General features: G+C 60.2%; 23 protein-coding genes and 1 pseudogene. 5 read left to right on the plus strand and 19 right to left on the minus strand.

The genetic code is table 11. The features are described 5' to 3' along the window. The first annotated feature begins 210 nt into the window (after nucleotides 1-210). The 4 genes from X728_RS141760 (at nucleotide 211) to X728_RS141740 (ending at nucleotide 6,284) form a co-directional block, all read left to right on the plus strand. Nucleotides 211-1,581 (plus strand): MmgE/PrpD family protein, encoded by a 1,371-nt coding sequence (locus tag X728_RS141760; protein ID WP_023832685.1) that lies wholly within the window; start codon nucleotides 211-213, stop codon nucleotides 1,579-1,581. 457 nt (nucleotides 1,582-2,038) lie between these two features. Beyond that, nucleotides 2,039-3,205, plus strand: coding sequence for a uridylate kinase (locus tag X728_RS141745; RefSeq protein WP_023832688.1), 1,167 nt, complete (start codon nucleotides 2,039-2,041; stop codon nucleotides 3,203-3,205). A gap of 570 nt (nucleotides 3,206-3,775) precedes the next feature. Next, on the plus strand, nucleotides 3,776-4,498 hold the full coding sequence (locus X728_RS01000000167175; RefSeq protein WP_050589961.1) for a transposase: 723 nt from the start codon (nucleotides 3,776-3,778) through the stop codon (nucleotides 4,496-4,498). Nucleotides 4,499-5,453: 955 nt separating this feature from the next. After that, a complete protein-coding gene (locus X728_RS141740; RefSeq protein ID WP_245266208.1) occupies nucleotides 5,454-6,284 on the plus strand; it encodes a LuxR family transcriptional regulator in 831 nt (276 codons plus the stop codon). Between the two features lie 818 nt (nucleotides 6,285-7,102). Here X728_RS141740 and X728_RS1000000169460 read toward each other — a convergent pair. From X728_RS1000000169460 to X728_RS141725, 6 genes and pseudogenes are all read right to left on the minus strand, one after another. Continuing rightward, a complete protein-coding gene (locus tag X728_RS1000000169460; RefSeq protein ID WP_081732483.1) occupies nucleotides 7,103-7,423 on the minus strand; it encodes an exopolysaccharide production repressor protein in 321 nt (106 codons plus the stop codon). A gap of 27 nt (nucleotides 7,424-7,450) precedes the next feature. Then, the gene (gene fdxB / locus X728_RS141735) at nucleotides 7,451-7,768 is read right to left on the minus strand and encodes a ferredoxin III, nif-specific (RefSeq protein WP_031195846.1); all 318 of its coding nucleotides are present in this window, start codon (nucleotides 7,766-7,768) and stop codon (nucleotides 7,451-7,453) included. Then, nucleotides 7,765-7,968 carry a CCE_0567 family metalloprotein gene (locus X728_RS141730; RefSeq protein WP_023832693.1) on the minus strand — a complete coding sequence of 68 codons (204 nt, stop codon included), beginning with the start codon at nucleotides 7,966-7,968 and terminating at the stop codon, nucleotides 7,765-7,767. Before X728_RS141730 ends, fdxB begins: the two co-directional genes overlap by 4 nt. Before the next feature lie 25 nt (nucleotides 7,969-7,993). Further along, entirely contained in the window at nucleotides 7,994-8,329 is a 336-nt protein-coding gene (locus X728_RS01000000167180) for a DUF269 domain-containing protein (RefSeq protein WP_081732484.1), read from the minus strand. Between the two features lie 213 nt (nucleotides 8,330-8,542). Further along, nucleotides 8,543-8,643 (minus strand): annotated as a pseudogene (gene nifH, locus X728_RS1000000171790) (nitrogenase reductase); the annotation flags it as partial. Between the two features lie 173 nt (nucleotides 8,644-8,816). After that, a complete protein-coding gene (locus X728_RS141725) occupies nucleotides 8,817-9,965 on the minus strand; it encodes a TlpA disulfide reductase family protein (RefSeq protein WP_031195847.1) in 1,149 nt (382 codons plus the stop codon). Between the two features lie 314 nt (nucleotides 9,966-10,279). Here X728_RS141725 and X728_RS1000000170525 point away from each other — a divergent pair, with 314 nt between their 5' ends. Beyond that, nucleotides 10,280-10,708 carry a hypothetical protein gene (locus X728_RS1000000170525; protein WP_155924027.1) on the plus strand — a complete coding sequence of 143 codons (429 nt, stop codon included), beginning with the start codon at nucleotides 10,280-10,282 and terminating at the stop codon, nucleotides 10,706-10,708. A gap of 178 nt (nucleotides 10,709-10,886) precedes the next feature. Here X728_RS1000000170525 and X728_RS1000000170530 read toward each other — a convergent pair whose 3' ends face one another. The 13 genes from X728_RS1000000170530 to fni all read right to left on the minus strand — a co-directional run bounded on the left by X728_RS1000000170530 (nucleotide 10,887) and on the right by fni (nucleotide 24,865). Continuing rightward, nucleotides 10,887-11,357 (minus strand): hypothetical protein, encoded by a 471-nt coding sequence (locus X728_RS1000000170530; RefSeq protein WP_155924028.1) that lies wholly within the window; start codon nucleotides 11,355-11,357, stop codon nucleotides 10,887-10,889. Continuing rightward, nucleotides 11,312-12,217 carry a universal stress protein gene (locus X728_RS141715; protein ID WP_023832699.1) on the minus strand — a complete coding sequence of 302 codons (906 nt, stop codon included), beginning with the start codon at nucleotides 12,215-12,217 and terminating at the stop codon, nucleotides 11,312-11,314. Before X728_RS141715 ends, X728_RS1000000170530 begins: the two co-directional genes overlap by 46 nt. 105 nt (nucleotides 12,218-12,322) lie before the next feature. Next, on the minus strand, nucleotides 12,323-13,108 hold the full coding sequence (locus X728_RS141710; protein ID WP_023832700.1) for a response regulator transcription factor: 786 nt from the start codon (nucleotides 13,106-13,108) through the stop codon (nucleotides 12,323-12,325). Between the two features lie 27 nt (nucleotides 13,109-13,135). Next, nucleotides 13,136-13,615: a NifX-associated nitrogen fixation protein gene (locus X728_RS141705; RefSeq protein ID WP_023832701.1), complete on the minus strand. Its 480-nt coding sequence runs from the start codon at nucleotides 13,613-13,615 to the stop codon at nucleotides 13,136-13,138. 17 nt (nucleotides 13,616-13,632) lie between these two features. Beyond that, a complete protein-coding gene (gene nifX / locus X728_RS141700) occupies nucleotides 13,633-14,130 on the minus strand; it encodes a nitrogen fixation protein NifX (RefSeq protein ID WP_023832702.1) in 498 nt (165 codons plus the stop codon). Beyond that, entirely contained in the window at nucleotides 14,096-15,478 is a 1,383-nt protein-coding gene (gene nifN / locus X728_RS141695; RefSeq protein WP_023832703.1) for a nitrogenase iron-molybdenum cofactor biosynthesis protein NifN, read from the minus strand. The genes nifX and nifN overlap by 35 nt, the downstream gene beginning before the upstream one ends. Nucleotides 15,479-15,486: 8 nt before the next feature. Further along, nucleotides 15,487-16,977 carry a nitrogenase iron-molybdenum cofactor biosynthesis protein NifE gene (gene nifE, locus X728_RS141690; protein WP_023832704.1) on the minus strand — a complete coding sequence of 497 codons (1,491 nt, stop codon included), beginning with the start codon at nucleotides 16,975-16,977 and terminating at the stop codon, nucleotides 15,487-15,489. Between the two features lie 56 nt (nucleotides 16,978-17,033). Next, complete coding sequence (gene nifK, locus X728_RS141685; protein ID WP_023832705.1) at nucleotides 17,034-18,575, minus strand: nitrogenase molybdenum-iron protein subunit beta; 1,542 nt, start codon at nucleotides 18,573-18,575, stop codon at nucleotides 17,034-17,036. 125 nt (nucleotides 18,576-18,700) lie between these two features. Continuing rightward, a complete protein-coding gene (gene nifD / locus X728_RS141680; protein ID WP_023832706.1) occupies nucleotides 18,701-20,203 on the minus strand; it encodes a nitrogenase molybdenum-iron protein alpha chain in 1,503 nt (500 codons plus the stop codon). A 98-nt stretch (nucleotides 20,204-20,301) separates the two neighbouring features. Continuing rightward, nucleotides 20,302-21,195, minus strand: a complete 894-nt coding sequence (nifH, locus tag X728_RS141675; RefSeq protein WP_023763052.1) for a nitrogenase iron protein — start codon at nucleotides 21,193-21,195, stop codon at nucleotides 20,302-20,304. A gap of 471 nt (nucleotides 21,196-21,666) precedes the next feature. Next, nucleotides 21,667-22,923: a HipA domain-containing protein gene (locus X728_RS141670; protein ID WP_031195851.1), complete on the minus strand. Its 1,257-nt coding sequence runs from the start codon at nucleotides 22,921-22,923 to the stop codon at nucleotides 21,667-21,669. Continuing rightward, the gene (locus X728_RS141665) at nucleotides 22,898-23,224 is read right to left on the minus strand and encodes a helix-turn-helix transcriptional regulator (protein ID WP_023813986.1); all 327 of its coding nucleotides are present in this window, start codon (nucleotides 23,222-23,224) and stop codon (nucleotides 22,898-22,900) included. Before X728_RS141665 ends, X728_RS141670 begins: the two co-directional genes overlap by 26 nt. 594 nt (nucleotides 23,225-23,818) lie before the next feature. Then, nucleotides 23,819-24,865 (minus strand): type 2 isopentenyl-diphosphate Delta-isomerase, encoded by a 1,047-nt coding sequence (fni, locus tag X728_RS141660; protein WP_031195855.1) that lies wholly within the window; start codon nucleotides 24,863-24,865, stop codon nucleotides 23,819-23,821. Nucleotides 24,866-24,888: the final 23 nt, after the last annotated feature.

Genomic DNA, 24,888 nt, shown 5'->3' on the forward strand with positions numbered 1-24,888 from the left:
CGCGGAAGCGCGTGCCAACATGCCGACCGCCGAGCAGATCGGTTCCGAAATGGTGGTTCCGGACGCCGAGTGGGATCAACGCAAATAAGGCAGTGCTTATCAACCGCTGCAACGCCTGGATCCAGAACTAACCACCTTCCCTAAGAGCGGGGGCCTGCGGCCCATAGGCCAGGTAGATCCACTTTGCATTCTTCACTGGGGTTCGAAAACATGTCGCTGACACAAGACGTCGCCAATACGGTCGCCAGCCTCACATATGACGAGCTGCCGGATCATGTACGCGACAAGGCGAAGCTTCTCGTCCTCGATCATGTAGGCTGCATGATTGCGGGAAGCACGACGCGCGGGGCCCATCAGATGACACCCTACCTGGCGCGCATCGATTCAGGTGGCCCCAGCACCGTTTTCGGCACGTCGCTGCGCTTCCATCCCGCTAATGCGGCCCATGCCAACGCGCATGGCGTCAGCATGTTGAGCCTCGACGATTCCTACATCCTCTTCGGCCATCCAGGCGCGTCGATTATCCCAGCCGCTCTCGCGGTCGCCGAAGACGTCGGCAGCTCCGGCAAGGAGTTGATTACAGCGATTGTCGGCGGCTACGAAATGTCCCTGCGCCTTGGCACCGCCATGCGTCCCAGCGAGGACCGCGACCGCCAGGTCAAGGGCTACGCCACTTGGCAAATCTTCGGCGCGTGCACCGCGGCAAGCCTGTTGTACCGGTTTACCGCCACGCAGATCGTCGATGCCTATGGCCTGACCCCAATGCATGCCCCACTCCCCTTTCTGCGCAAGTTCCACTCGCGGCCGATGAGCCTTTTGAAGAACAATTACGGATGGGCGAACAAGGGCGCCATCACGGCGGTCGACCTTGTACGCGCCGGTTTCCATGGCAATAGCACCATCTTTGACGGCGATGACGGGTTCTGGGCCATGGCTGGGTCCGATCGCTTCGCACCCCGGGACATGCTCGACCAGTGGGGCGAGCGCTATTTCATCCTCGAGACCGGCTTCAAGCCGTTTGGCGTCTGCCGCTGGATCCACACGGCGGTTGACTGCTTGCGCGCTTTGCTGGCCCGCCACCGTTTCGGCCGCGCCGACATCAGTGGCATTCACGTCGAAACGGTGAGCGAGTTCGTCCGCGACTTCAACGGCCCTTGGCCGCAATCGACCGTCGAGGCCGCGTTCCATATCCCCTATGCGCTTGCTCTCGAACTGCACGACAAGTCGTCCGCGACGGGCCTGCGCGAAGACGACTTGGCGGACAAAGACCTCCAAGAAACAGCGTCGCGAATAAGTCTCACAACACTCGCCGGCGCCGACGAGAAGTTCTATGCGGAAAAGCGCCTGCCGGCTCGCGTCAGTGTCACCCTCGAGAGTGGCGAAACTCTCTCCGCCGAGGCCGAGATTCCGACCGGTGCCCCCGGCGGGCCGGCTTTTGGGCCGTCGGAGGTGGAAGCCAAGTTCCTCACTCTGACAAGCCCCATTATCGGCGAAGCGAATGCCGTGCGTCTGAAGGAAGCTCTCCTCGAACTGGAGTCTCTTTCCGTCCGCGACGCACTTAAATCATGCGCCGTGGCGTGAGNTGTGGGCCCGGCGGGCCGGCTTTTGGGCCGTCGGAGGTGGAAGCCAAGTTCCTCACTCTGACAAGCCCCATTATCGGCGAGGCGAAAGCCGTGCGTCTGAAGGAAGCTCTCCTCGAACTGGAGTCTCTTTCCGTCCGCGACGCACTTAAATCATGCGCCGTGGCGTGAGATCGCGCATACGTGCGGCGCCGTCCGGCGCGGTCGCCGCCAATATCGGCCATGGCAACGAGCGCGTATGCGACGCCATGATCGACGGCGCCCCATGCACCTCCCAAACACAGCACCGTATCCTGGATGTTTTTCAGCGTGAGGCGCAGCGAGTGCATCCATCGCTGCCCACCTACTGATCCTGGTAGTTTTTGAGAATCCCATCCCCGCATAGTTTGTGGGCGGTCATTGCGGGCCATACACCCCATCGCCCAGCTTGCATCTACTTACAACGTGATTGGTGGAACATGAACGCGACCGTTCTGAAATTCGGGGGCTCTTCCTTTATGCATCCTGAAGACTACCGTCGAGTTGCTGGGCACATAGCCGACCGACTGGCGGCTGGCGAAAACAAAATCGTTGCCGTGGTCAGCGCGATGTCGGGAACAACTGGCAACCTGAAAGCAATCATGCTCGACGTCAACAAGCAAGCATCACCATCGAACCTCGATGCGGCACTTGCAACCGGTGAGATGCTCAGTGCTTGCCTGTTGGAGGCCGCCATCAGCCGGCTAGGAGTTCCCGTGACGTCTTTGAACGGCTATTCCCTTGGAATACGCACGAATTCAAACTTCGGTCGCGCGTCAATAGAAAGCGTAGACCCTAGGCCAATTATGGCAGCATTGCAGGAGCATCCCATTGCCATTGCCGCGGGCGCCCAAGCAATTGATCAGTCCGGCAGGTTAACGTTTCTGGGCAGAAACAGCTCTGATTTGACAGCTATCGTAATTGCGTCAATGTTAGGAGAGCACGCATGCGAAATCTACTCGGATGTTCCAGGCGTCTATACGGCAGACCCTTATCTTGTCCCAGGGGCACTACTAATTCCGCAGATCGACTATGGGACGATCGCACAGATGTCGCGACATGGCGCAAAGGTACTGCACCACAGGGCAGTGGAATACGCCGAGAAGCAGGCGGTCACCATTGTTTGCAAATCTCTCACCTGCGACGGAGCCGTCACGGGCACGATCGTAACAGGCCATGGGAACGCCCGTTCCGTCACAGTGGCTCGCGATGCAGCGGTGATATCGTGCGCCAGCCTTACAGAACGCGCCAACCTCCGCGCGCTTCTTGATCAACACGACATCAGCGCGATCTGCATGGAAGACAACTGCGGGACCGGCATATGCATTATAAGCGACGTTGATTTTGCCGTACGGTTGGTCAAGATGACGAGCACTTGCTCGGTCTTTATTGGATCAAAAACCGCGGTGACAGAGCTCGATTTATCAGTGTTGCGCGTCCACTTGGAGGACGATTATGAGCGCGCCATTTTCCTGGCGCGCCAGATCCACGAACGGATGTACCCTGGACCGGTTGGCGAACCGTTTGGGTCGAGAACGGCTAAACAGTGCTCGCCTTATAGTTCGCTGCTCACCCGCGCAAATAATGCGCCGGGAAATCAGCAGTAGCCGCGTCGCTCGGCGATCTAATCGAGCTCGTGGGCGACCCGCTCGCCCGAGAGCGAATTGTAGCGATCGTATGCAGGCATCCCCGGCTGAGTTGTCGACGACCACCGGACGCGGAACCCACGACCATCGTTCAGTGTGTCGGAGACCGAAGTCCAGGCTCCAGCGCTTCGCATCCCGCGGGATGTAGCGATAGAGGCGCGAGCGGTGCCCGCCAGCTCGCACGGGTGAAGTCCTAAACTTGCTGGAAATTGAGGGCGGGGTGCATCCTCTGCTGAGGAATCAGAAGCCCATGCCGGTTGGCGCCGGCAGCAAGGATGCACCCCATGACGACGAGAATACCGGCAACGATGCGCACCCGCCAATCCCTTTCCGACCTGATTGAAGGGCGTCTTTCCACACCGGCGGGTCGCTCGGAGCTGATGAAGCTTGCGACCCGCCTGATCGTGGAGGAAGCCCTGGAGGGGGAAAGCCGGGATGCGGTCGGGCGGGACTATTACGAACATGGCGCCGAGCCCGGCCATGGTTACCGCAACGGCGTGCGCAGCGGACGCCTGAAGACGGCGGAAGGCTTTGTGGAATACTCGGCCCCGCAGGTGGCGGGCCGCGACGAGCCGTTTCGTTCCGGAGATCCGCGAGCATCTGAAGGGACGCACGGAGGCGCTCGAGGACCTGGCGGTGGAACTGCTGGCACGCGGTCTTTCGGTGCGCGGCATCGAGGACGCCTTCCGGGACGAGACAGGGCGGCTGCTCCTGTCGAAGACCGCGGTCAGCGAGATCGGCGAGCGGCTATGGGCAGACTACCAGGAATTCGCCACGCGCGATCTTGGCGAATATGAGATCGCCTATCTGTTCGTCGACGGCATCGCCGAACGCATCCGCCCCAGGCAGAAGCGCGAGCCGGTGCTGGCCGCCTGGGGTTTTACGGCATCTGGCGCCAAAGTGCTTCTGCATCTGATGGCGGGTTCCAAGCAGGACGCCCAGACGGTGAGCGCCTTCTTCCAGGACATGCGCGGCCGCGGGCTCGGCGATCCGCTGCTCGTCGTGTGCGACGGGGCAGCCGGCATCATCAAAGAACCTGGAGCAGCAGATCATCTTCAGCGGTGCCGCCGATGGGGCGGTTCAGGAACACCATCTCCACACCGGAACGACGGAACTCGCCCATCAGCAGCGCCTGATGAGCGTAGCGGCGGGCGAGCCGATCGGGAGCATGGACGTAGAGACGCGACGTGGCCACTGGCAACCGCATCCCTCAGCCGCTCCAACGCCGGGCGAAGCAGGATCGAACCGCTGTAACCGTCATCCTGATAGCTGTAACCTGGCTCAAGCACGAAGCCATCGGCGGCAATGCGTTCGTGCAACGCAGTGACCTGACTGGCAATCGTGTTGTCGCGCGTCTGGGCCTCGCTCGACACCCGCGCATAAAGTGCACATCGCGCCTCGGTCATTGCTCACCTCCCGATCTCGCTGTCACGCCCGTCACCTTCGATGACAGGCCCGTGCGACGTGCTGGCCGCTGGCTCGTGCGCCGGATGGTCGGCACAAGCCGAGCATAGGCCTCGAGCAGATGTTGGGGGCCGGTTCTTGTCGCTTCGAACGACACGTGCACGCGCAGCACAGGGCGATCCATGCGCCGGACCATGTGCGCCTCCATAGGCCGGCTCACAGCCGGGCCGTCGATGGCGCATTAAATCCTGTGGTGGCCCTGATTCGCCCGCGACAAATCGACTCGCATCCCGACCACGACAGGTCTCAACAAGCTGCCACCTACGGCTTGGACGCTCGACGCATACCGACCACTCAAAGCCACATTTGGCAACATTGTACGGGGGTCTGTGGAACGCTTCTTTGCCTGGATCAGCCGCAACAGACAGCTATGCATCAGCCGCATCCGGACGTCTATTCGCGCATGCCGATGTGAGGTCGGTCTGCGTTTGTATTCTTGTTTGAGGCAGGACGATGGCACGCCGGCTAATTGAGGCGGTCTGGTGAACCAGCAGTCGTCATACAAGCATCGAAGTCAACTGATGAGACATTGGAGACATTAAACGTTCGTTGCGATGTTACATATTCAGAAAAACTAGCGCAACCAACACTTAACTTAAAATAGCTTTGTGTGTTGCGGTGATGTGATAGAGCTTTGGCGATGACGGCCCGCAGAGCCGCAGCCTTAAAGCCGGCTTTGTGCACCTGTGCATCAGTGAAAACATCCAGCGCTGGCTGCGGAGGAGAGACCATGGAGCGCCCGCGAATGACTGCGGTCTCTCAACCTGGCGGGCTGGCAACCAGAGTGTCCGACCAATTTTCTTTCGCTTCGTCGATGCATTTACCGAAGGCAGCTAAGGAGGCGTTTGCAGTCGCGTTCGGCCGATTTCTCGACCAGACTGATGCTGTTGCTCAATCCGAGCAGTTGTTCGACCTGTTATCTGCTTTTGCCCTGAATTTTGATTGCCCGTGGATCGCCTATAGCTCTCTTACACCCGACCAAAGATTTTTCAAGCCGCTTCGACGCGGTCCGGCGGTCATGCTGAATTATCCTGATGAATGGCAGGAGCGCTACTTCGAAATGGGTTATGATAGGATAGATCCTATCATCAAGACCAGTCGAAAGCGGGCGGGCCCCTTTCGATGGAGTGACGTGTACAAAGACACAGGCACGACTGAAGACGAACGGCGCGTTTTCGATGAGGCTGCGACGTTCGGCTTAAGGTCAGGCATCAGCGTTCCATTGCACGGCCCCCATGGCAGCTTCGCGATCATGAGCTTTGCTCAACCCTGGAACCGCGAATTCCAAAATAGAACAGTCACCTACTTGCAACTTGCCGCGTTTCATTTCCACTTAAGGGTCGCGAAGTTTAAGAGCTCGAGCGGCTTCCAGGAGGTTCCTAAGCTTTCTCCAAGAGAAATTGAGTGTATTTTATGGGCAGCAAGAGGTAAATCGTCGTGGGAAATAGGAAAGATTTTAGGTATATCTGTAAATACTGCCAATTTTCACATTAAAAACGTAATGCAGAAATTGAATGTCGCTAGCAGAACGGTCGCTGCCATAAAAGCTGTACACCTGGGAATTATCGAATTGTAAAAAACGTCGTCCAAAAGACGTCGTCACGACGGGCACGAAACGCGCATTCTTACGAAAATTTCAGGCATCTGAACCGCGATCGCGCCTGTCTTTTCCCCTCTGTAGGCAATTGTGGGACGGAGGGTTTGTTCAGGCTTTTCGGAATCGCACGCTCTGCCAGAGCGGGGAGTTGGCACGCACTGGACATGATTGCAACTGCTCTGTTTCTACTCGTACTCGGTTGGGCGAGTAAACGGCCAGTGATGGCACTATCATCCTGGGTAGGTAGCACGGGCCGAGGTTGCCGCTTAAAACCGCTGAGCCACCGCGAGATTTCCGATTAGCACTGGCTTGCGGTATCGAGACGATCGGTCTTGGCGCGCGGGTGCTCACGCGACACCGCAACGCCTCCACCTTTCCCCCTAGATGCCTGCCGAGGCGGTCGAGCTTCTCGATGGGCGTGGGTCCAAAGGTGAGCGGATAGCGTTCGAACTTTTCCAGCATGTTCTCTCCGGCAACACGTGGTTGAGCTGAAATTAGCTGCACGGGTCATTCTAAAAGGCGTGTTGGATTTGGGGTTTAGCTGCATCCTCCAACGTTGCAGAAGAGCTCATCATTATTTCCAGCGCCTCGCACGGAGACGAAGCAGCCCGCATGCCGGCGTGCTGCGACGGCTCCCATGCCTACGGAACCCAAATAGCTGCATCTCGCGCCATTAGATGTCCCGGGATGCGGTCACCTCCGCCCATTTCAAGCGTACCTATTCTTGAACGATCAGCCCAATATCCGTGATACGAAAGTGGCGGAAATCCGAGCTCTGATCTTGTCACGGCCGCGCCTCAAGGGGGCAGCAGCGATATAGCTAGCATTAGATTTTGGAGCGAATCTGCCGAGTCACTCGTCACCTCATAATGATCTGGCGATTGGCATCCAACGTCCTCGCAACTGCCGAAATGCTCAGCCATTTGGCCAGCTCTGCTAGCGCAGCTAGACCGCCAGATCAGAAAGAGCACGCTTGCGAAATAGGCGACCTGGAGGAGCAGCGAACAAGCCAGCGTTGTGACGACTACTGCGCGGATGGAATGAGAAGCGAAGTAGACAGTTAGAGCGTTGCTGCATAGGACCAGCCACAGGACGCGATAAAAGATTCTAAAGGGCAACGGCCGTTCTCCTGGTTTGTCCGCAGATCATGCAGCGACCTTGTCGGCCGCAATATGGGTCTGGCAGTTCTTCGGGCAGACGCGGGTGCAGGCTCCGCAGCCAATGCAGCGGCCGGCATGGTCGACGACGATGATCATGCGATTGAGCTCGCCATCGAAATCGTCGTCATCGCCGTCGCAGACGCCGAGAATTTCACCCGCGTCATCGACGCCATAAAGATGCATGACCTCGCGAGAGCAGACTTTGAAACAGCGGCCGCAGCCGATGCAGGTCGTGCCGTCTATAGCGGTGAGATATTCCGGCATCCATCCGGAGCCGTCGCGGGTGGTGAATGTGCTCCTCATCGTAACATCTTCATTGCAGCGAGCTCTCTCTTGGCATCATCCAACTCGGCAAAAACGGCCGACGTTTCCTCGGCAACTTCCTCTATCTCCGTCCATTTTCGCGGGAGATCCTCTGCAAGGTCGCGCAATTTCATCTTGGCAACTGCCGCGCGCAGCTGAAGCTTTCGGACTTTCTTCCCCATCTCATCTAGCTTTGACATAGATCCTTCCTCGAAATCGGTTTCATCACGCCGGCGCCACGCCGGGATAGGCTTCAATGGCTGCAGTCGCATCGTCGACCAGTTTCGTACCGGCCTCCGCGAGCTTCCTGAACGTCTCGAAGCCGAACCTGTGGATGTCTCGACAGAGCGACCAACCGCCCGGCCGTGAACACCAGGCGTCCGAAGCCCCCATGGGTTTCATCTCAATCATTGGCGGTGTCACCAGGCCGGAGCGCTCCTCGATCGCAAGCCCCACGGCGGTGTAAAACATGTCGAGCCTCCACAGCACATCCGGATCGGGATCTCCGATGACAGGGATCGCACGGCGCTGTTTTCTGGTGACGATGAAGTCCGCCAGCAGCTCGGCGTCCGATTTGCCTTCCCATGAGCCGTAGGACTCCTGAGCACGGGATCAGCCGCACGAGGCATTTGACGAACGGGGTGGCAAGGGCCGCCGCGTCCTCGTTGACAGCAGGGCTGACCGCGGCTTCAGACATTTCGTTCTTCTCCTCATGCCAGTCCTCTTCCTCGAAGGACGATTTCTTTTTTCGGGGACGCCTACTTCGGCCACACTTGCGCAGCCGGCGCCCGGCTCGGGGCGGCCGATTCCACGCAATGGATGTCCCAGTGGCCGACCTTGGACACGTCCTCGACTGCGAGGTCTTCCACCCCGGCCGGAATTCGCGTCGAGCATCGCTTCCGCCGCGATGCGGCCGGAGGTCATCGCAAGATTGGAGCCTCGAACCCGCTGCAAGCGATCCACACTGTGCTGCATGGAACCGACTTGCTGCGGCCGCGCCAGGGAAATGGACGAATTGGCCAGTACACATTCCAACCGTCACCCCCTTTTACGGGCGGCGCTTTGACACCTTCGGCAAGAAATTCTTTTGCGGTGCCGCGCAGAGAGCGCCGTGACAAACCTTCTCATCCTTGTAGTTGGCCAAGGCCTGTAGCAACTCCGGTAGAAGGTGCTCTTTCAGTTCGTCAGGGATAGGCTCCGGACCGTCCAGCGACTTCAGTGCCAGCTCGACCAACTCGATCGCGCGATTTTTGTTGCCGCTCTCATGATAATACCGAGCGACCGCCGGATAAGACCAGAACTTTGGGCTGTCGCCTTGCGGGGGATTCAGTGCCAGCACGTGTTCGGACAGCTCTTTGCCTATCGCGAAGCGCTCAGGAGACGGAAAGCGCGAATGGTCAAGGTTCGGATGGAAGAGTTGGTTTAGCGCCGCGATCATCCAGTCCTCGGAGTTTCTGTCGATCGCGTCGCGAACCAATTGGTGCATGAGGGGCAAGCCGGTCCACATGTCGTGTATTTTGTGAAGCACCAGAGTCGCATGAGCCAGGCGGAAATTGAGGTTGTCCGGCAACAAGGCAATGCCCTCTTCGATCGCCGAGAGCGCCGTCTTCCAATCCTCTGTCTTCACCGCCGCCCAAAATCTGTCATCGATCGGCTTCTTCAACGCTTGTTCGCGCGCCATGCGTTCGTTTTTGGCGATCCGCTCCGTATCGGCGGATTTCGCTTGATCGCTGGTGCGCCAGCTGCCGTTATGCACTTTCGGCAAAACCTCATCGAGTTCCGTCGGAAGACCGATAAAGGCGATGTGGCCGTCTCGGTCGACCACGAACGAGGTCGGAATCGCGACAGAAAAGCTGGGTTCCATCCAAAGCTTGTTCATTTCGCCTGTGTAGTCGAACGCCATCCGATAGTTCAGATTCGAGCACTTTTCGGTCAACCACGCGTCCAACTTGGTTCGGGCCTCGACGGCCGTTGGAGCGTCTTCATCAGCCGCGATCCCGACGACCTCAAGTCCGCTGTCCCTGTATTTCTCCTGGAGCTGCATCAGATGGGGCATCGCCGACACACATGGTCCGCACCAAGTTGCCCAAAATTCGACGATATACACTTTGCCGGGCTGGAAGTTCGTGAGGGGCTCGCCACGCAGCCAGTTCTCCACTTTGATCGAAGGAGCCGGTGACTCCATTTGCAATACCATGTTGCTCTCCAAAGCTATGGCCAGAGGTTGCGCGACTTTATGCGCGAGCTTGTTTCCCTCTTAGAGAGGGGCACACGGGCAGGGAAAGGAGAGCATCGCTCGTCGCGCGCGTCTGCGTGCAGCCAGCCTTCCCTCAGTGTTGCCGCATCTCAATTCGCAAAGGCCGTGCCAGCGCGCTCAGCGGGCAGTAAAATCTTGATTATACTTAGACAACTTTGGAGTGCCCAAGATAGCCGGTTGTATTGAACGCGACATGTTTTCTGCCACTGTCAGGTCTTGGACACGCATCAGGCGCTTCGCGTCGCCAGAGAAGCGTGGCCACGGACGACTCGACTTATATTCTGGCCGAGGGACGAGCAGATGGACATCATGACTGCGTTGGCTACCGCCAGGCTCGTGATCATCGTCCGCCTCAAGCCTTGCTTGAGCTTCTTGCCGTTTCGGTCGCTCAGCTGGAAGCGGAACGCCATTGCGATTGCAGGGGCCGCTCCACCCGAGCATCGCCCCTGCCCTACCTCTTCCGCTTTGCGCTTTCCTGGCTCGCAACGCAGAAGTTTCACGAGGAAGCCGGTCATGTCCGGCTGCGGGTCGCGAATAACGCCAGATTGACGATGATGATCGTGGCGAAGAGAGCCGGGATGTGTGCCGGCATGTGCCAGGCCGGTGAACTCTCCCGGCTTCCTGCTTTTTTGTTCTATATTCCCGTGCACAGGTCCAACAGGGACCGCCTGGTGCGAATGTGAGCGTTGTGGGAATTGACCGGCCTCAAGGCCGCTCGGTCGCCACGCGGGCCGGGCCGGACAGAATGAAAGCACTGAAGACGCGGCCGTCCTCGCTGCTAACCCGGCTACCATCCCACGCGATGACAACGTGATTGATGCCATCAATTGCCGCCGACTCCGGCAAGAGCCCGACCGGTCCTTACTCGAAGTTGACGGGCCCCGGCCACGGCACGGTCATCGCGTTGTTCAGCTCCCGGCCAAAATTGAGGAGATCGGGATAGCGCCCATGCGCTGCCGCTACGGGTCCGAACGCGGCCTGCCGCGCTGAAACGACTCTCTTTGACCTGACGCCGACCTGCGATGCTATGGTGTGGGCTGCATTGAGGACTGCCCATACCTCTGCCCGGCCATTGGTCTCCGCATTACGGACCAACTCGGGCGAGCAGAACCCCCGAGCGCGCGTTAGAGACATCCGAAAGGTTCTCGGTGAGGGCGCGTGCAGATTGGCTCCGAGGAACTCCGCGAAAGTTGCGCGTTTGCCGCGACCTTTCTCCGACTTGGCATCAGGATAGGTGATCCAGGGAAGTAGAGCGTCAAACAGCGTCGGTGCTGCTTTGGAATCCGTCAGCGAGCCAAAAACAACGGCAATGCCGGCTTCCCAACTATCCATCTCGTCACGCCGCCGAAGAGCCGCTCACGCAGCCGGCGATTGCCATAAGCGCCCATGACTATCATGTCGGCAGACGTGTCGATTGCGTGCTGTGCGAGCACCGTGGCTGCCGATTTTCCGGCGCTCGCCAGCAGCTCAATCGACACCCTAGCACCGTGCCGAGTGAGATAGGCAGCGATGTCTGCTCCCGGCTTGGCGCCGTTTCCGATGCAGGTCGCCTCCGGATCGACTAGTGCGACGCGAACTTCCTCAGCACCGGCTAGCAGATGCAGCGCTTCGCGAACCGAACGGGACGCCTCGACTCGTGAATCCCAGCCGACCAGCACGCGCCGCGGCGACAGAGTCGCCTCAGCGCCCTCCGGCACGACAAGCACCGGCTTTCCGGTGTCGAACAGGCTGCCGTTGATAACTAGGGGTCCCAGGTTAATGTCGTTGAGAAGTGCGGGCCCGACGATTGTCAGGTCATTGCAAAGCGCCCGCTGTCGCACCGCGTCACCGACGCTGGCCTGATCGCAGTTGGCAATATCGACATCATAGCACCGCCACGTGGCTCTCAGCAGTTTGTGAATTTCCCTGGACCTTTTTTCCAGACTGGCCGTGTCCTGTGAAAATCTCTCGATTTGCCTGTACCGTTTTTCCGGTGCGGCAATGTGGTGTGCGCGATGTCTAGGCCACTCGGGGATGCCACCGCCCAACGGCGGAGGGGACCCAATAAGCGGAGGCGACATCAGGAGCGGCGGAGGCGATATAATTAGTACGGAAAGATACGCGCCGACCTCGGCGCATAAGCGAGCAGCTATTGCGACGTCCTGATCGGAATGGTCAGCTCCCGTCACACTGAGTATTTTCTTGAAGGCCATTTTGGCTGCTTCCCCCTGAGATGTCGGGCCCGTAGCGCGTTTCGAAGCCGTAAGAATTCCCTTCAGCAGAACGAAGATGGAGAGTGGCACACTGCCGTTCGCTATTCAGTCGTCCGGCTTCTCGAGCGAGTAGCCGGCAGACCTGACAGTACGAATGACGCTCCCTGGCGAGGCCGCCTTCAGCGCCTTTCTGATCCGGCTGATATGGACGTCGACAGTGCGTTCACCGATATGGATATTGTCCGGCCAGGCCGCGTCGATCAGCTCGTCTCGGCTGAATACCTTGCCGGGAGCCTCAAGAAATTGCCGCAGCAGGTTGAATTCGAGAGGTCCGAGATGGATGTCGTGGCCATTACCTCGAACCCGGTGAGCATCGAGCTTCATCTCAAGGCTGCCGCAACAGAGCCAGCTGCCGTTTTCGATCCCGTTTGAACCCGGCTTTGGCAGCGCCAGCTTCATCCGTAGACAGTCAAGCAGCTTGGCCGGCGCGAAGGGCCGCACAAAGCTCTCGTCAATGCCTGCCTTCCAGAGATCGAGGTGCTGGTTCTCGGCGCCAGGCGCGATCAGGGCAATAACGGGCAGGCCGCCGGTCCGGGGCTCCCCCTTGAGCCGGGCGCAGATTGTAGAGCCTGTCGCGCTTGCTGGCCCGCAGTCCAGCACTACCGCCTGGAGCTCCCGTTCATCGGCCAATGCAAGTGCTTCCTTCACCCCGCCTGCCGGCTCACTCGTAAAGCCGTCCACTCCCAGAATGTGGCTGAGGAACAGATACAACTCAGCATCTTGCGAACAGATCAGGACCAGTGGCTTCATCAGCGCTACCCCAAGAACCACATCGGCATCGACCGCCTCGGTTGAGTGGGCTGGCCACGGCATGTCCTCAAGGCCTGACATGATCCCCTTGATCCAAAATCGGTTCCATCACGCCCGCGCCACCTCGGGATAAGCCTCAATGGCTGCGGTGGCATCGCCGGCCAGTTGGGTACCGAGCGCAGCGAGTTTCCAGAACGTCTCGAAGCCGAACCGATGGACGTCGCGCAGGGTCTTGGACAGAACGACCAGTCGCCCGGCGGTGAAGAGCACGCGCCCGAAGCCCTCGTGGCTTATCTCCATCATCGGCGATGCCATCAGGCCGGAGCGCTCCTCAATCGCAAGCCCGACGGCGGTGTAGAACTTATCGAGCCTCCACAGCACGTCCGGATCGGGATCGCCGATGATCGGGATCGCACGGCGCTGTTCTCTGGTGATGATGAAGTCGCCCAGCAGCTCGGCGTCCGATTTGCCTTCCCATGACCCGTGGGAATCATTGGCACGGATCAGCCGCACGAGGCATTTGACGAACGGGGTGGCAAGGGCCGCCTCATCCTCGGTGGCGGCAGGGCTAACAGCGGCTTCAAACATTTCGCCCACTCCTCATTTCAGCTTTCGTCCTCGAAGGACGGTTTCTGTTCGGCGACACCTGCCTGCGCCAGCACCTTGCGCAGCCAAGGGGGAGGACACGTCCTGAGCATCATCTGCGTGCGCAAGAGCACCTCTTGGATGGTTTCGGGGTGCGGCACTTTGATCGGATGAATTTTTGCCGAAACAAGTTTGGCTGCCGAAGGTCCGCCGATCGCCAGACAAAACAGGAGATGACAGCCCTTCAGCGCCTCCACCTTCGGCGTGATGCGGTCGCCCCCCTCAGTTACATGCTTTCCGCTCTCGTCGGAAACGCCATCGAAGGCCACGGCCTCGACGAGATTCCACTCCTCACGCGTCACGTCGTAAACAGCAAAGCGCCTGGCCGAACCGAAATGGGCGTTGAGGTTCTTCATGTCCTGCGTGGCGATGGCCACGCGCAATGCGCCGGCTTGGCGTTCCGGCTTCGGTGCGTGAACCTCGTCAGTGACGAGCGAGAGGCGACGAACGGAGCGCATCTGGCATTTCTCGCTTACGGAATGGATCAAGCGCCTCAGGCGTCGGCGCGTGCCGGTTGGCTTCAAAAATGTTGGCGACCTCGAAGATCAGGTCGCGGGTCCCCTGGTAGAGGATTGTGAGCTTGTGCTGGCTGCCGAGCCGGTCGAAGATCGGGAAGCCGACCCGCATGAGCGGAATGCCGAGGCGCTGCGCCGCCTGGCGGCCGTGGGAATGAGTAACGAAAAGATCAGCACCGGCGCCAAGAGCTTCCAAATCGCCGAGATCGCCGACCTGAACCGACTGCGCCGGTACTTCCTCCAGAATTTTCGACATAGCGGCCGTTGTGACCGCCGCCGCGATTTCGGAGCCCATGCCGGTGAAGAAGGTCGCGAGTTGGTAGAGTTGGTCTGGTTCAGCAGCGATCGCAATTTTCTTGCCTCCAAAGTGGAAATGTCCGTCGAGCAACGCGTCCTGCAACTGCGCCCGGCGACGGCGCACCCCAGCCGGCGCTGCCGCGCCCGAAACCGCGGACAGCAGCGAGACGAACCGGTCGGCGTCCTTCAATCCAGTCAGCGACCGGAACAGCACGTAAGGCACGCCGGTCAATCTCTGCAGCAGCTCGGCCGGGCGGCGCATATGCTCACCGATGACGATGCATTGCTCGGCCGTGCCAAGCTCACGGATATCCTCGACACTGGTGCCGCCATAGGTGGTCGTGACCCAGCGGTCGGGCACCGTACCGTCGAGCGAGCCGGAGATGTCCGGCAGAATCACCGGCTTCAGTCCAAAGCTTTCAACCATCTCACGCAAATGCTCGATGTCAGCCACAGTCAGGTTCCAGCCAGGCAGGATCACGATCTTCTTCGACTGCCGCGCCTGCTCGCCGGGCCGCGTAATCCCTTCGATCATAGCGGTGACAGCCTTGGTCCAGCCCTCTTCGATCGCGCCCTCGAAATCCGGTGTGTTGGCTAGCACCACCTCCGTACCTGCGAGTTCTTCCATGCGCTTCAGCCTGATATTGGCGACATCCCCTGCGCAGTCTTCGCCCCGGGTTTCCACCAGCGCGGTCGTGCAAACCCCGATCAGCGTTGGCTTTGTGCGGGCCTTGAGGTTGAGGATCGCCTGTTCCAGATGGTCCGCCCCGCCAAGGATCGTCGCCACCTCATCCATCGCCGTTGTCTGCAAGGGAATGGCTTCCTTGAAATGTCGCACCAAGAGCACGAGCGCGAAGCTGGTGCACCCCTGGCTGCCGTGGAACAACGGCATCGCGCCGTCGACGCCAAGAAAGGCCAAGGCGGCACCTAATGGCTGCGATGACTTCAGCGGATTGACCGCCGCCGCTTTGGTCTGGGGAAGGATCCGGCCCATTGGCTTCCTCAACACTCGCCGAAATCGCCGGCCGTCGTGCCAGAGAATTCCTGGACAGCATGCAAGGTCACGGTATCGCTTCTCGTGCGCGGCCGTTCCTCCCTCACCGTAGGCTGGCAATCCCATGGTGCCGGCTCCCGCACCTGCGCCCAGATCGGATTGTGAATGGCGATGTCGATCTGGCGTACGAGTTCCACCATGCCGTCATAGCCGGCGTAAGGGTGTTGGCGCTCCTGGTTGATATCGAGCCAGGGTGTCTTGGCCTTCAGCGCGATGAATTGCGTGCGCCCGCCCGACAGCAGGATATCCGCCTTGCGTTCTGAGAGCATGGCGTAGAGCTCGCGCGGCGCCATCTGCTCAAATATGTGGTTGTCGTCCTTGAGGATCTGCTTGATGCGCGCCTTGTCTTCGACGGTCGACTTCTTGACAGAGGTTCCGACGATCTCGATGCCGATCTCCATCAGCGCATGGACGACCGACCAGGACTTCACGCCGCCGGTGTTGAGCAGCACGCGCTTGCCTGCGAGCCTCGGCCGGTAGGCGGCTAGCTTCTTCCAAGCGATCGCCTCTTCCTCGGCAATCAATACCTCGGTGCGGCCGAGGATCTCCGGATCGGCGCCCTTCTTCACGAGCAGCTGAGATATCTGTCGGAGCGCTTCAGAGGTGTCGGCGATGCCGTAGAAGGAGCCCTCGAAAAACGGGATGCCCCAGCGCTGCTCCATCTTGCGGGCCAGATTGATGAGCGCGGTCGAGCACACGACCATGGCCGCCCGGGCGCGGTGCGCGGAAGCAATGTCGAGGTAACGTGCGTCGCCCGGAACGCAGGCGCGCACCCGGATGCCGAGCCTATCAAGGAGCGGCTTCACCAGCCAGAATTCGCCCGAGAGGTTGAATTCGCCAAGGATGTTGATGTCGTAAGGGCCGGCATCGTCGGGCTCGGCCGTGCCGATGACATGCTCGAGCAACGCCTCGCCGGCAAGCTTGTTGCCGAGATTCTTGGAGCCGACGAAGCCCGGCGCATTGACCGGCACAACGGCCAAGCCGAACTTTTCCGCCGCGCGCTTGCAGACGGCCTCGATATCGTCGCCGATGAACGCCGTCACGCAGGTCGGATAGACGAAAATGGCCGGCGGCCCATACGCTTCCTTGATCTCGCGGATCGCTTTGAAGAGCTTCCGTTCGCCCTGCCCCATGACAACATCGAGTTCAGTGAGGTCGGTCGTGAAGCTTGTGCGCCACAGGGTTGGCCCGGACGAAGCCGTACCGCGGTTGTCCCAGGAATTGCCCTCGCAGGCGAGCGGCCCATGGACCAGGTGTGCAACGTCGGTGATCGGCTGCAGCACGATCTTGGCGCCATCGAAGGCACAGCCGCCGGCCGCCGCCCCGGGGGTCAGTGGCTTCGAACAGCCCTCCTTGCGCGCCTTGGCATCTTTGCCGCGGTTCTTTTCGCAGCCAGGCTCGTTGAAGACATCCTGGATTTTGGCTCTGAGCAAGGACATTGCGTCGGTCTCCAAAGTCCCTCGGGAAGACGACCGGCCGAAGCCGACCGTCACGCTTAGCGGGTGAGGTCATACGAATAGTCCGTCACGCCCGTCTCGCTTGTCTCGCGATCGAGCTTGTCGAAGATCTTGTCGAGGATCGTCGTCAGGACGCGCAGCCCGCCCTGGTAGCCCATAAGGGCAAAGCGATGGTGATGGTGGCGATCGAAGATCGGAAACGTCAGCCGGATCAGCGGCGTGCCCGTGTCGCGCTCCAGATACTTGCCATAGGAGTTGCCGATCAGCAGGTCCACCGGCTCGGTGAAGAGCAGCGAGCGCAATGCCCAGAGGTCCTTGCCCGCCCAGACTTGAGCACCCTTGCCGAAGGGCGATGATGCAAGCAGCTCCTTCAACTCCGCTGCCCACGCCGAGGTGCCGTTGGTGGCGAGGCAATGGCTCGGCTCGCCGCCCGTCTCCATGATGAAGCGGGCCATGGCGTAGACAAAGTCCGGATCGCCGTAGACGGCGTATTTCTTACCGTGCAGCCAGGATTGGCTGTCGGCCATGGCGTCGACAAGTCGGCCGCGCTCCAGGCGGATTGCCTCGGGGATTTGCTTGCCGGAAATCGCGGAGACCTCCACGAGGAAGTCGTCGGTTGCCTGGACTCCGAGCGGGTAATGGAACGAGGACGTCGCCTGCCCCACCCCCTCGCAATACTCCAGTGTTTTTCGGGTGTTGTAATGCTGCAGCGACAGCGTCGCCTCGGCGTTGAGTGCCTTCCTCACGTCTTCGATCTTCGTGCCGCCGTCATACATGCGGTATTCGCCGTCGGACGGCGTGTCGAATTGGTCAGAGGCGTCTTGGATGAAGGTGTAGGATACGCCTATCAGGTCGAGCAGGCGCTTGAGTTCCCGGTTGTTGCCGACACAGAATCCGTCGAAGCCCGGAATGACGTTGATGGTCCCCTCGGCTTCCGTTCGCTCCTCCCCTTTCCAGAAATGCTCCAAAATGCCCTTGACCGTAACGTCATAGCCGTCGACATGGCTGCCGACGAAGGCCGGCGTGTGGGCGAAAGGCACGTCGAAGTCGCGCGGGACCGAGCCTTCGTCCTTGGCGTTCTCGATGAAGCTGTGCAGATCGTCGCCAATGACCTCCGCCATACAAGTGGTCGAGACGGCGATCATCTTCGGGTCGTAGAGTTGGTACGTGTTGGCGAGCCCATCGACAAGGTTCTTCAGGCCGCCGAACACTGCCGCGTCCTCGGTCATCGAGGAGGAAACCGCCGAAGCAGGCTCCTTGAAATGGCGCGACAGGTGCGAGCGGTAATATGCCACGCAGCCCTGGCTGCCATGGACGAAGGACATGGTTCGCTCGAAGCCTGCGGCCGCGAACACCGCGCCGAGCGGCTGGCAGGCCTTGGCGGGGTTCACGACCAGGGCTTCGCGAGCAAGGTTCTTTTCGCGGTATTCCCACGTCTTGGTGAATTCGCGTTGGTCGGTAACGACCTGGTCCGGGTGCGGACATTCGAAATTCAGCCTCTTCTCGGCGAGCATCTGCCTGTATTCCGGCTCGCGGAACAGGGGCGCGTGGTCGAGAACTTTTTCAGCCGACTGCGGCATGGGTGATTACCTCTTTCCATCTGGCCCGCCATAGGGCGGCACAGGGACGTCGAAACGTTTCAGGTCTCCCGCGGACAAGCGGCCACAGGCGTTCACTGCCTCCCGGCTTCCGGGAGGCCAGGGTTTCATTCGGCTGCGATCGCCGCCGACGGCTCGGCTTTTTTCTTCCAGGGAGCGTCGTAGAGGTTCCAGACCGGGTTGTTGATGGCCAGGTCCATGTCTCGGGCGAAGATGGCGAAGCCGTCGTAGCCGTGATACGGGCCGGAATAATCCCAGGAATGCATTTGACGGAACGGTATGCCCATCTTCTGGACCGGGTACTTCTCTTTGATGCCGGAGCCAACGAGATCAGGACGGATCCCTTCGATGAACTTCTCCAGCTCGTAACCAGTCACGTCGTCATAGATTAGGGTGCCCTTCTTCACGTAGTGGCCGGTGCGCTGATAGTCGTCGTTATGGCCAAATTCGTAGCCAGTGCCGACGATCACCATGCCCAGGTCCTCATATGCCGTGACGACGTGACGGGGGCGCAGCCCGCCGACATAGAGCATCACCGTCCTGCCTTCGAGGCGCGGCCGGTACTTGGCGATTATGGCATCGACCAAGGGCCGGTATTTGGCGATGACCGCCTCGGCCTTGGCCTCGATTTCCGGCCCGAAGTGCTTGGCTATCTTGCGCAGAGAGGCTTCAGTCTGGGAGGGGCCGAAGAAATTGTACTCCATCCAGGCGATGCCATACTTTTCCTCCATGTGCCGGCAAATGTAGTTCATCGACCTGTAGCAATGGATGAGATTGAGCTTCGCCTTTGGCGCTCGCTCTATTTCGGCCAGCGTAGCGTCGCCCGACCAGTTGCCGACCACGCGCAGGCCCATCTCCTCGAGCAGGATGCGCGAAGCCCAGGCGTCTCCGCCGATGTTGTAGTCGCCGACCACATTGACATCGTACGGGCCGGCCTCGAACTCCACTTCCTTCTTCTCGAAAACCCAGTCTCGGATCGCGTCGTTGGCGATGTGGTGGCCGAGGGATTGCGAGACGCCGCGGAAGCCTTCGCAGCGCACCGGCACGATTGTCTTTTCGTGCTCCTTGGCCTTGTTGCGGGACACAGCTTCCGTGTCGTCGCCAATCAGGCCGATCGGGCATTCGGATTGCACAGTCATGCCCTTGTTCAGCGGAAACAGTTCCTCGATCTCGTCGATGATCCGTTCGAGCTTCTTGTCGCCGCCGAAAACAATGTCCTTCTCCTGGAAATCGGAGGTGAACTGCATGGTGACGAACGTGTCGATGCCGGTCGTGCCGACGTAGTAGTTGCGGCGTTGAGACCAGGAATATTGCCCGCAGCCGACCGGCCCGTGCGAGATATGGACCATATCCTTGACTGGACCCCACACCACGCCTTTCGAGCCGGCATAGGCGCAGCCGCGAATCGTCATCACGCCGGGGATGGACTTGATGTTCGATTTGACATCGCATTCGGAAAGGACCTCGCTTTCCTCGCCAGCCTCGTCGCCGCTCTTTGCGACGCTGAGGTGCTTTTTGCGGCGCTTCGCCGACTTGTCAGGATATTGCGACAGCACCTCCTCGATAAGCTTCGCATGGAGGGCACCGTCATTCTCGTATTCCAGGCTCATGGGACCCCTTTCAAGGTTCAGGGTGACGCCTCACAGACGAGGCGCCGTTCTTTGAAAGGCGCACCAGGTCAGGCGGCGCCTCATGTCGGCAGCAGTCGCTACTGTGCGGCAGTCTTGGCCGCTTCCTTGACCTGAAGCTCGGCAAGCATCTGCTCGTCCGTCTTCATGATGCCGAAGTCGAGCAGCATGTCCTCGAGCTCCTCCATGGTGATCGGGGTCGGGATGGTGCCCTGGCCCGAATTCCCATGGATCTTCTCGGCCAGCGCCCTGTATTCGCCGGCCTGCTTGGAGTCCGGCGCATACTGGATCACAGACATCTTCCTGAGCTCGGCGTGCTGGACGATGTTGTCGCGCGGCACGAAGTGGATAAGTTTGGAATTGAGCCTGGAAGCAAGCGCCTCGGCGAGGTCGAGCTCGCGATCAGTTTGGCGCTCGTTGCAGATCAGGCCGCCGAGCCGCACGCCGCCCGAATGGGCGTATTTCAGGATGCCCTTGGCGATGTTGTTGGCGGCATAGAGCGCCATCATCTCGCCGGACATGACGATATAGATTTCCTGGGCCTTGTTCTCGCGGATCGGCATCGCGAAACCGCCACACACCACATCCCCGAGCACGTCGTAGGAGACATAGTCGACGTCGTCGTAGGCGCCGTTCTCCTCGAGGAAGTTGATCGAGGTGATCACGCCGCGGCCAGCGCAGCCGACACCTGGCTCGGGTCCGCCCGACTCCACGCATTTGATGCCTTTGTAGCCGACCTTGAGCACGTCCGCGAGTTCCAGGTCTTCCACCGAACCTTCCTCTGCCGCGAGATGCAGGACCGTATCCTGCGCCTTCGCGTTCAGGATCAGGCGGGTGGAGTCGGCTTTGGGGTCGCAGCCGACGATGAGGATTCTCTGCCCGAGGTCGACCAGGGCGGCGAGCGTATTTTGGGAGGTGGTGGACTTGCCGATGCCGCCCTTGCCGTAAAAGGCGATCTGACGCAAACCTGACATGTAGCTTTCCTTCCTTCGTTCCCATTCATCGCGGCTGCCGCGACTTGAATGCCGGTCGGGCAGCTCTAGCCGCCTCGCACCTAAGGATCTCAAGACTCATGCCAATTTGGCTGATCCAACCAAGAATAATTTCATGGTTGCTTTTCAGGGGTTTAGCTTGAGTTCCAAGAAAGGATCGTCGGAACAGCCCGTGTAGCGGACGCGACATTGGCGACACAAAGCGTCGGATCGCGATCCTCAGTCACCGCATTCGGTTGAACCGCATCGTTGTATTGAGGTGGACGAACAGCATCTCGACCCTCTGCGGGATGCTGCGAACTCTTCTGTGCCCGCGAGCTGACGTGCTTGCTCAACGCGTGTCCAAGTGGACACTCCGCCGACTTTGCGCGCGATCCTAGCATACCACCGATCCACGGCCACTCATCCGGGGCCACGGGCGAATAGTTCCGCTATATCAACCCGAGGGACGGTTTACTTCTCGGCGCAGGAGTTCAGTATCGGCGTCATCGCCTTCACATGTCCGTCGATCCGCTCGAGCACCTTCGCTGCGACAAGGTCGCGCTCAGGCAGATGCCACCAGTGTTCGTTGACGAGTTTGACCGTCTCGACCACTGCATTCAGGACTGCTGGCTCCGGAAGCCGTGCACGGTTCGCAAATGCTTTCCATCGCGGTGCTGCTAGCGCCTTGAACGAGCGCTCTCCTCCAAGCGACAGCGCCATGGCGTCGGCGGGAATATATGGCACGGTGGATAGGAGGTCGTAGATTGGTGCAAGCGCCGGCTTGTCGCCGTTACCCGGATAGATCAAAGACCAGTTCTTCAGGTGCATGTCGCCATTGCCGGTGATGACGATCAGTGCCAGGCGGCGGACGAACTCGAGAGCCGCCGTAGGCGAGACGGCCACGCCAAGAGCCAAGGCTATGTCGTGATAAGCAGCCCCCTCATATTTGCGCAAGGGGTATACACCGAAGACCTGAGCGAAATCCTCGATGTGTATCCTCTCGCCACCGGCGCCGCGATCGAAGCGTTTGACGAGAAGGACCTTGCCGTCAGACAGCGTGTTGAATTCTTCGGGAACGCCCTCAAAATCGGACTTCTCGACCAGTTCGCATTCAGGAACGTCGATGCCGATTGCTGCTGCGAGCGCCAGGTTGGCGTATTCGTTCTCGGAAACGCCCGGAAAGGCCGTCGAAGGGAACTTGGCAATGTACCGGCCCTGCTCGTCGTCCATCGGCAAGGTAAGGCCGCCGCCTTTTCCAATGTTCTTCATGACCGACAGCTTCATCTGCACGCCGGCAAGCGAGAACCGTGCCTTGGGCTGATCCTTTGAAGCATCCTGCGAAACCGCTATCGCGCCGTCACTGGGCAACGCCCGTACGGCTCCCGGCAGATCGGCGCCTAGTGCCGCTAAAAGATCGAAGTCATTGCCTGGCCGCACATTGCCTTCGTGGTGCCTTTCCATCGCCTCGCGCAAATTCTCCTCCGGCAGGAGGTTCGCGAAGAAAGCGGGCAAGGCGCTTGCCAGAGGCTTCGGATCTTTCCGCAATCCTCCCGTCGCTGCCCGGAACGACAGGCTGAGAACCGGAAAGCCGCCCGTCGCGCGGTAGGCCTCATCGAAGTTGAATGCATTGAAATCGCCCGGCGTCCTGACGATTGTGCCGATCTTCACTGCATTCAAGAGCACGTCCAGCGACGGGATCGCCTTAGGTGCGCGAAAGACTGGAGCCATGATCGTCATCGTCAGGTTGAGTAACAAAGGCGGGTCGATCGTCATCATCATGCGGACGCAATAGAGCCTGGACAGCCGGCACCATGACTTGCGGAACCAGCATCATTTCCAGGCCGAGCGCGCGAGCGATATTCATGAGCGTCGTTGCACGCGCGGCTGCGGCTCCCTTTTCGATGTCGCGATATCGGGGACGGGATATACCCGACAAATCAGCGACCTGCTCCTGCGTCATCGCAGCGGCCAGCCTCGCCTGCCTGAACAGCCCGCCGATTTCGCGCAGAATTTCCGATTGAGAGTCCATATGATATGTAAACGATCCATTCCAATGCTAGAAGATATGGCAGCGTATCTTATCTAGCGATCGAGGTCAACGACCTATGATCTGTTAACGTATCTTCCATAGGTAGAGTGATACGCTAAGAGATCAATCTTCCTGCCTTGGCGTCCCCGACGGTGAACGCGGTCCGAAACTAACCCCCGATCAGCGCTCCGAACCCATCGGCATGTTAAATCAAGGCAGTCCGGCAGATGAAGGCGCTCGTCTCTTCGCGTCCATACGACCGACCGGCGCATGACTCGGAATCAATGTGGATCGCTACTCGTTCATTGCAATGGCTTTGTACCATGTACTCCCTGCCGGTCTCCCGCCGCACCTGGTGTTCCGACCCTTTCAGGGGCTCAGCGCGGTTCGCGTGACCGATCATCCTGGATCAAGCATCGACATAGCCGTCGAATACCCTTTGCTCTCGGCTGTCCGTTCGAGCATGGCGGGGCGCCTCCCTGATCACGAAGTAGCACCCGAACAAGCCGCGACCAGCGCGAATCCCCCCGCTTCCGAGACTTTCCGACCCAGATAAGACTAGGCGCCCGCCGCGACGTGCGGGCGACGCCGGCATCAACCGGCGGGCAGATGAGCCAAGGGCAACAAGCGCGCCTGACGCAACGCCGCCAGATCAGCCGAGCCGGTGCAGAAGCAGGCGACGGCCAACTGGCGAATGAGGATCTCGAAATGCGCGACAACCGCCTCGGTGGATACGGTGGCCGCGCGCAGCACGCCGGCTGCCTGCCCCGCGATGTCCGCGCCCAGGCGGATGGCCTTGGCCACGTCGACGCCGTCGCTGATCCCGCCCGACGCGATCAGCTTCACCGCTGGCATCGCCCGACGTACCGCCTGCACGCTGGCCGGGGTCGGGATCCCCCAATCGGCGAACGCCATCGCCACTGCGCGGTCGGCGGCATCGCAGGCGCGCTCGCCCTCCACCGCGGCCCAACTGGTGCCGCCGGCGCCGGCGACATCGATCACCGCCACGCCCGCCTGAACGAGCGCACAAGCCACCGAGGCCGAGAGGCCCGACCCTACTTCCTTGGCCACGATCGGCACGCCGACGCTGCGCGCGGCGCGAGCGATCTGCGCCAGGACGCCTCGCCAGTCGCGGTCGCCCTCCGGCTGTACCGCTTCCTGCAGTGGATTGAGATGGACGATGAGTCCATCGGCCTCCAGTGCATCCACCGCCCGGCGCGCCAGGTCCAGGCCGTCGGCCTCGCGCAGTTGCGCGGCGCCGATGTTGGCAAGTAATGGAACGTCTGGGGCCAGGCGGCGCAGCGCGCGCGTCAGCCCATGGGAGTTGGGGGATCGCAGGCTCACGCGCTGCGAACCGACGCACATGGCGATCCCCAAGGCTTGCGCTGCCTCGCTCAGATGCCGGTTGATGGACTCCGCGCGTGGCATGCCGCCGGTCATGGAGCTGATCAGCAGCGGCGCGCGCATGGTCTTGCCAAGCAGCGAGGCGCTGAGGTCGATCTGCGTCAGGTCCAACTCGGGCAATGCGCAGTGTTCGAAACGAATGCACTCCCAGCCGGCGGCCTTGGCCCACGCCGTTCGCCGATCCAGCACGATGTCCAGGTGGTCGTCCTTGCGCCGGCTCAGCTTGGTGTCGCTGATGCTCGCCCCATCCGCCGCATCGC

The organism is Mesorhizobium sp. L103C119B0, assembly GCF_000502235.1.
Lineage (GTDB): Bacteria > Pseudomonadota > Alphaproteobacteria > Rhizobiales > Rhizobiaceae > Mesorhizobium.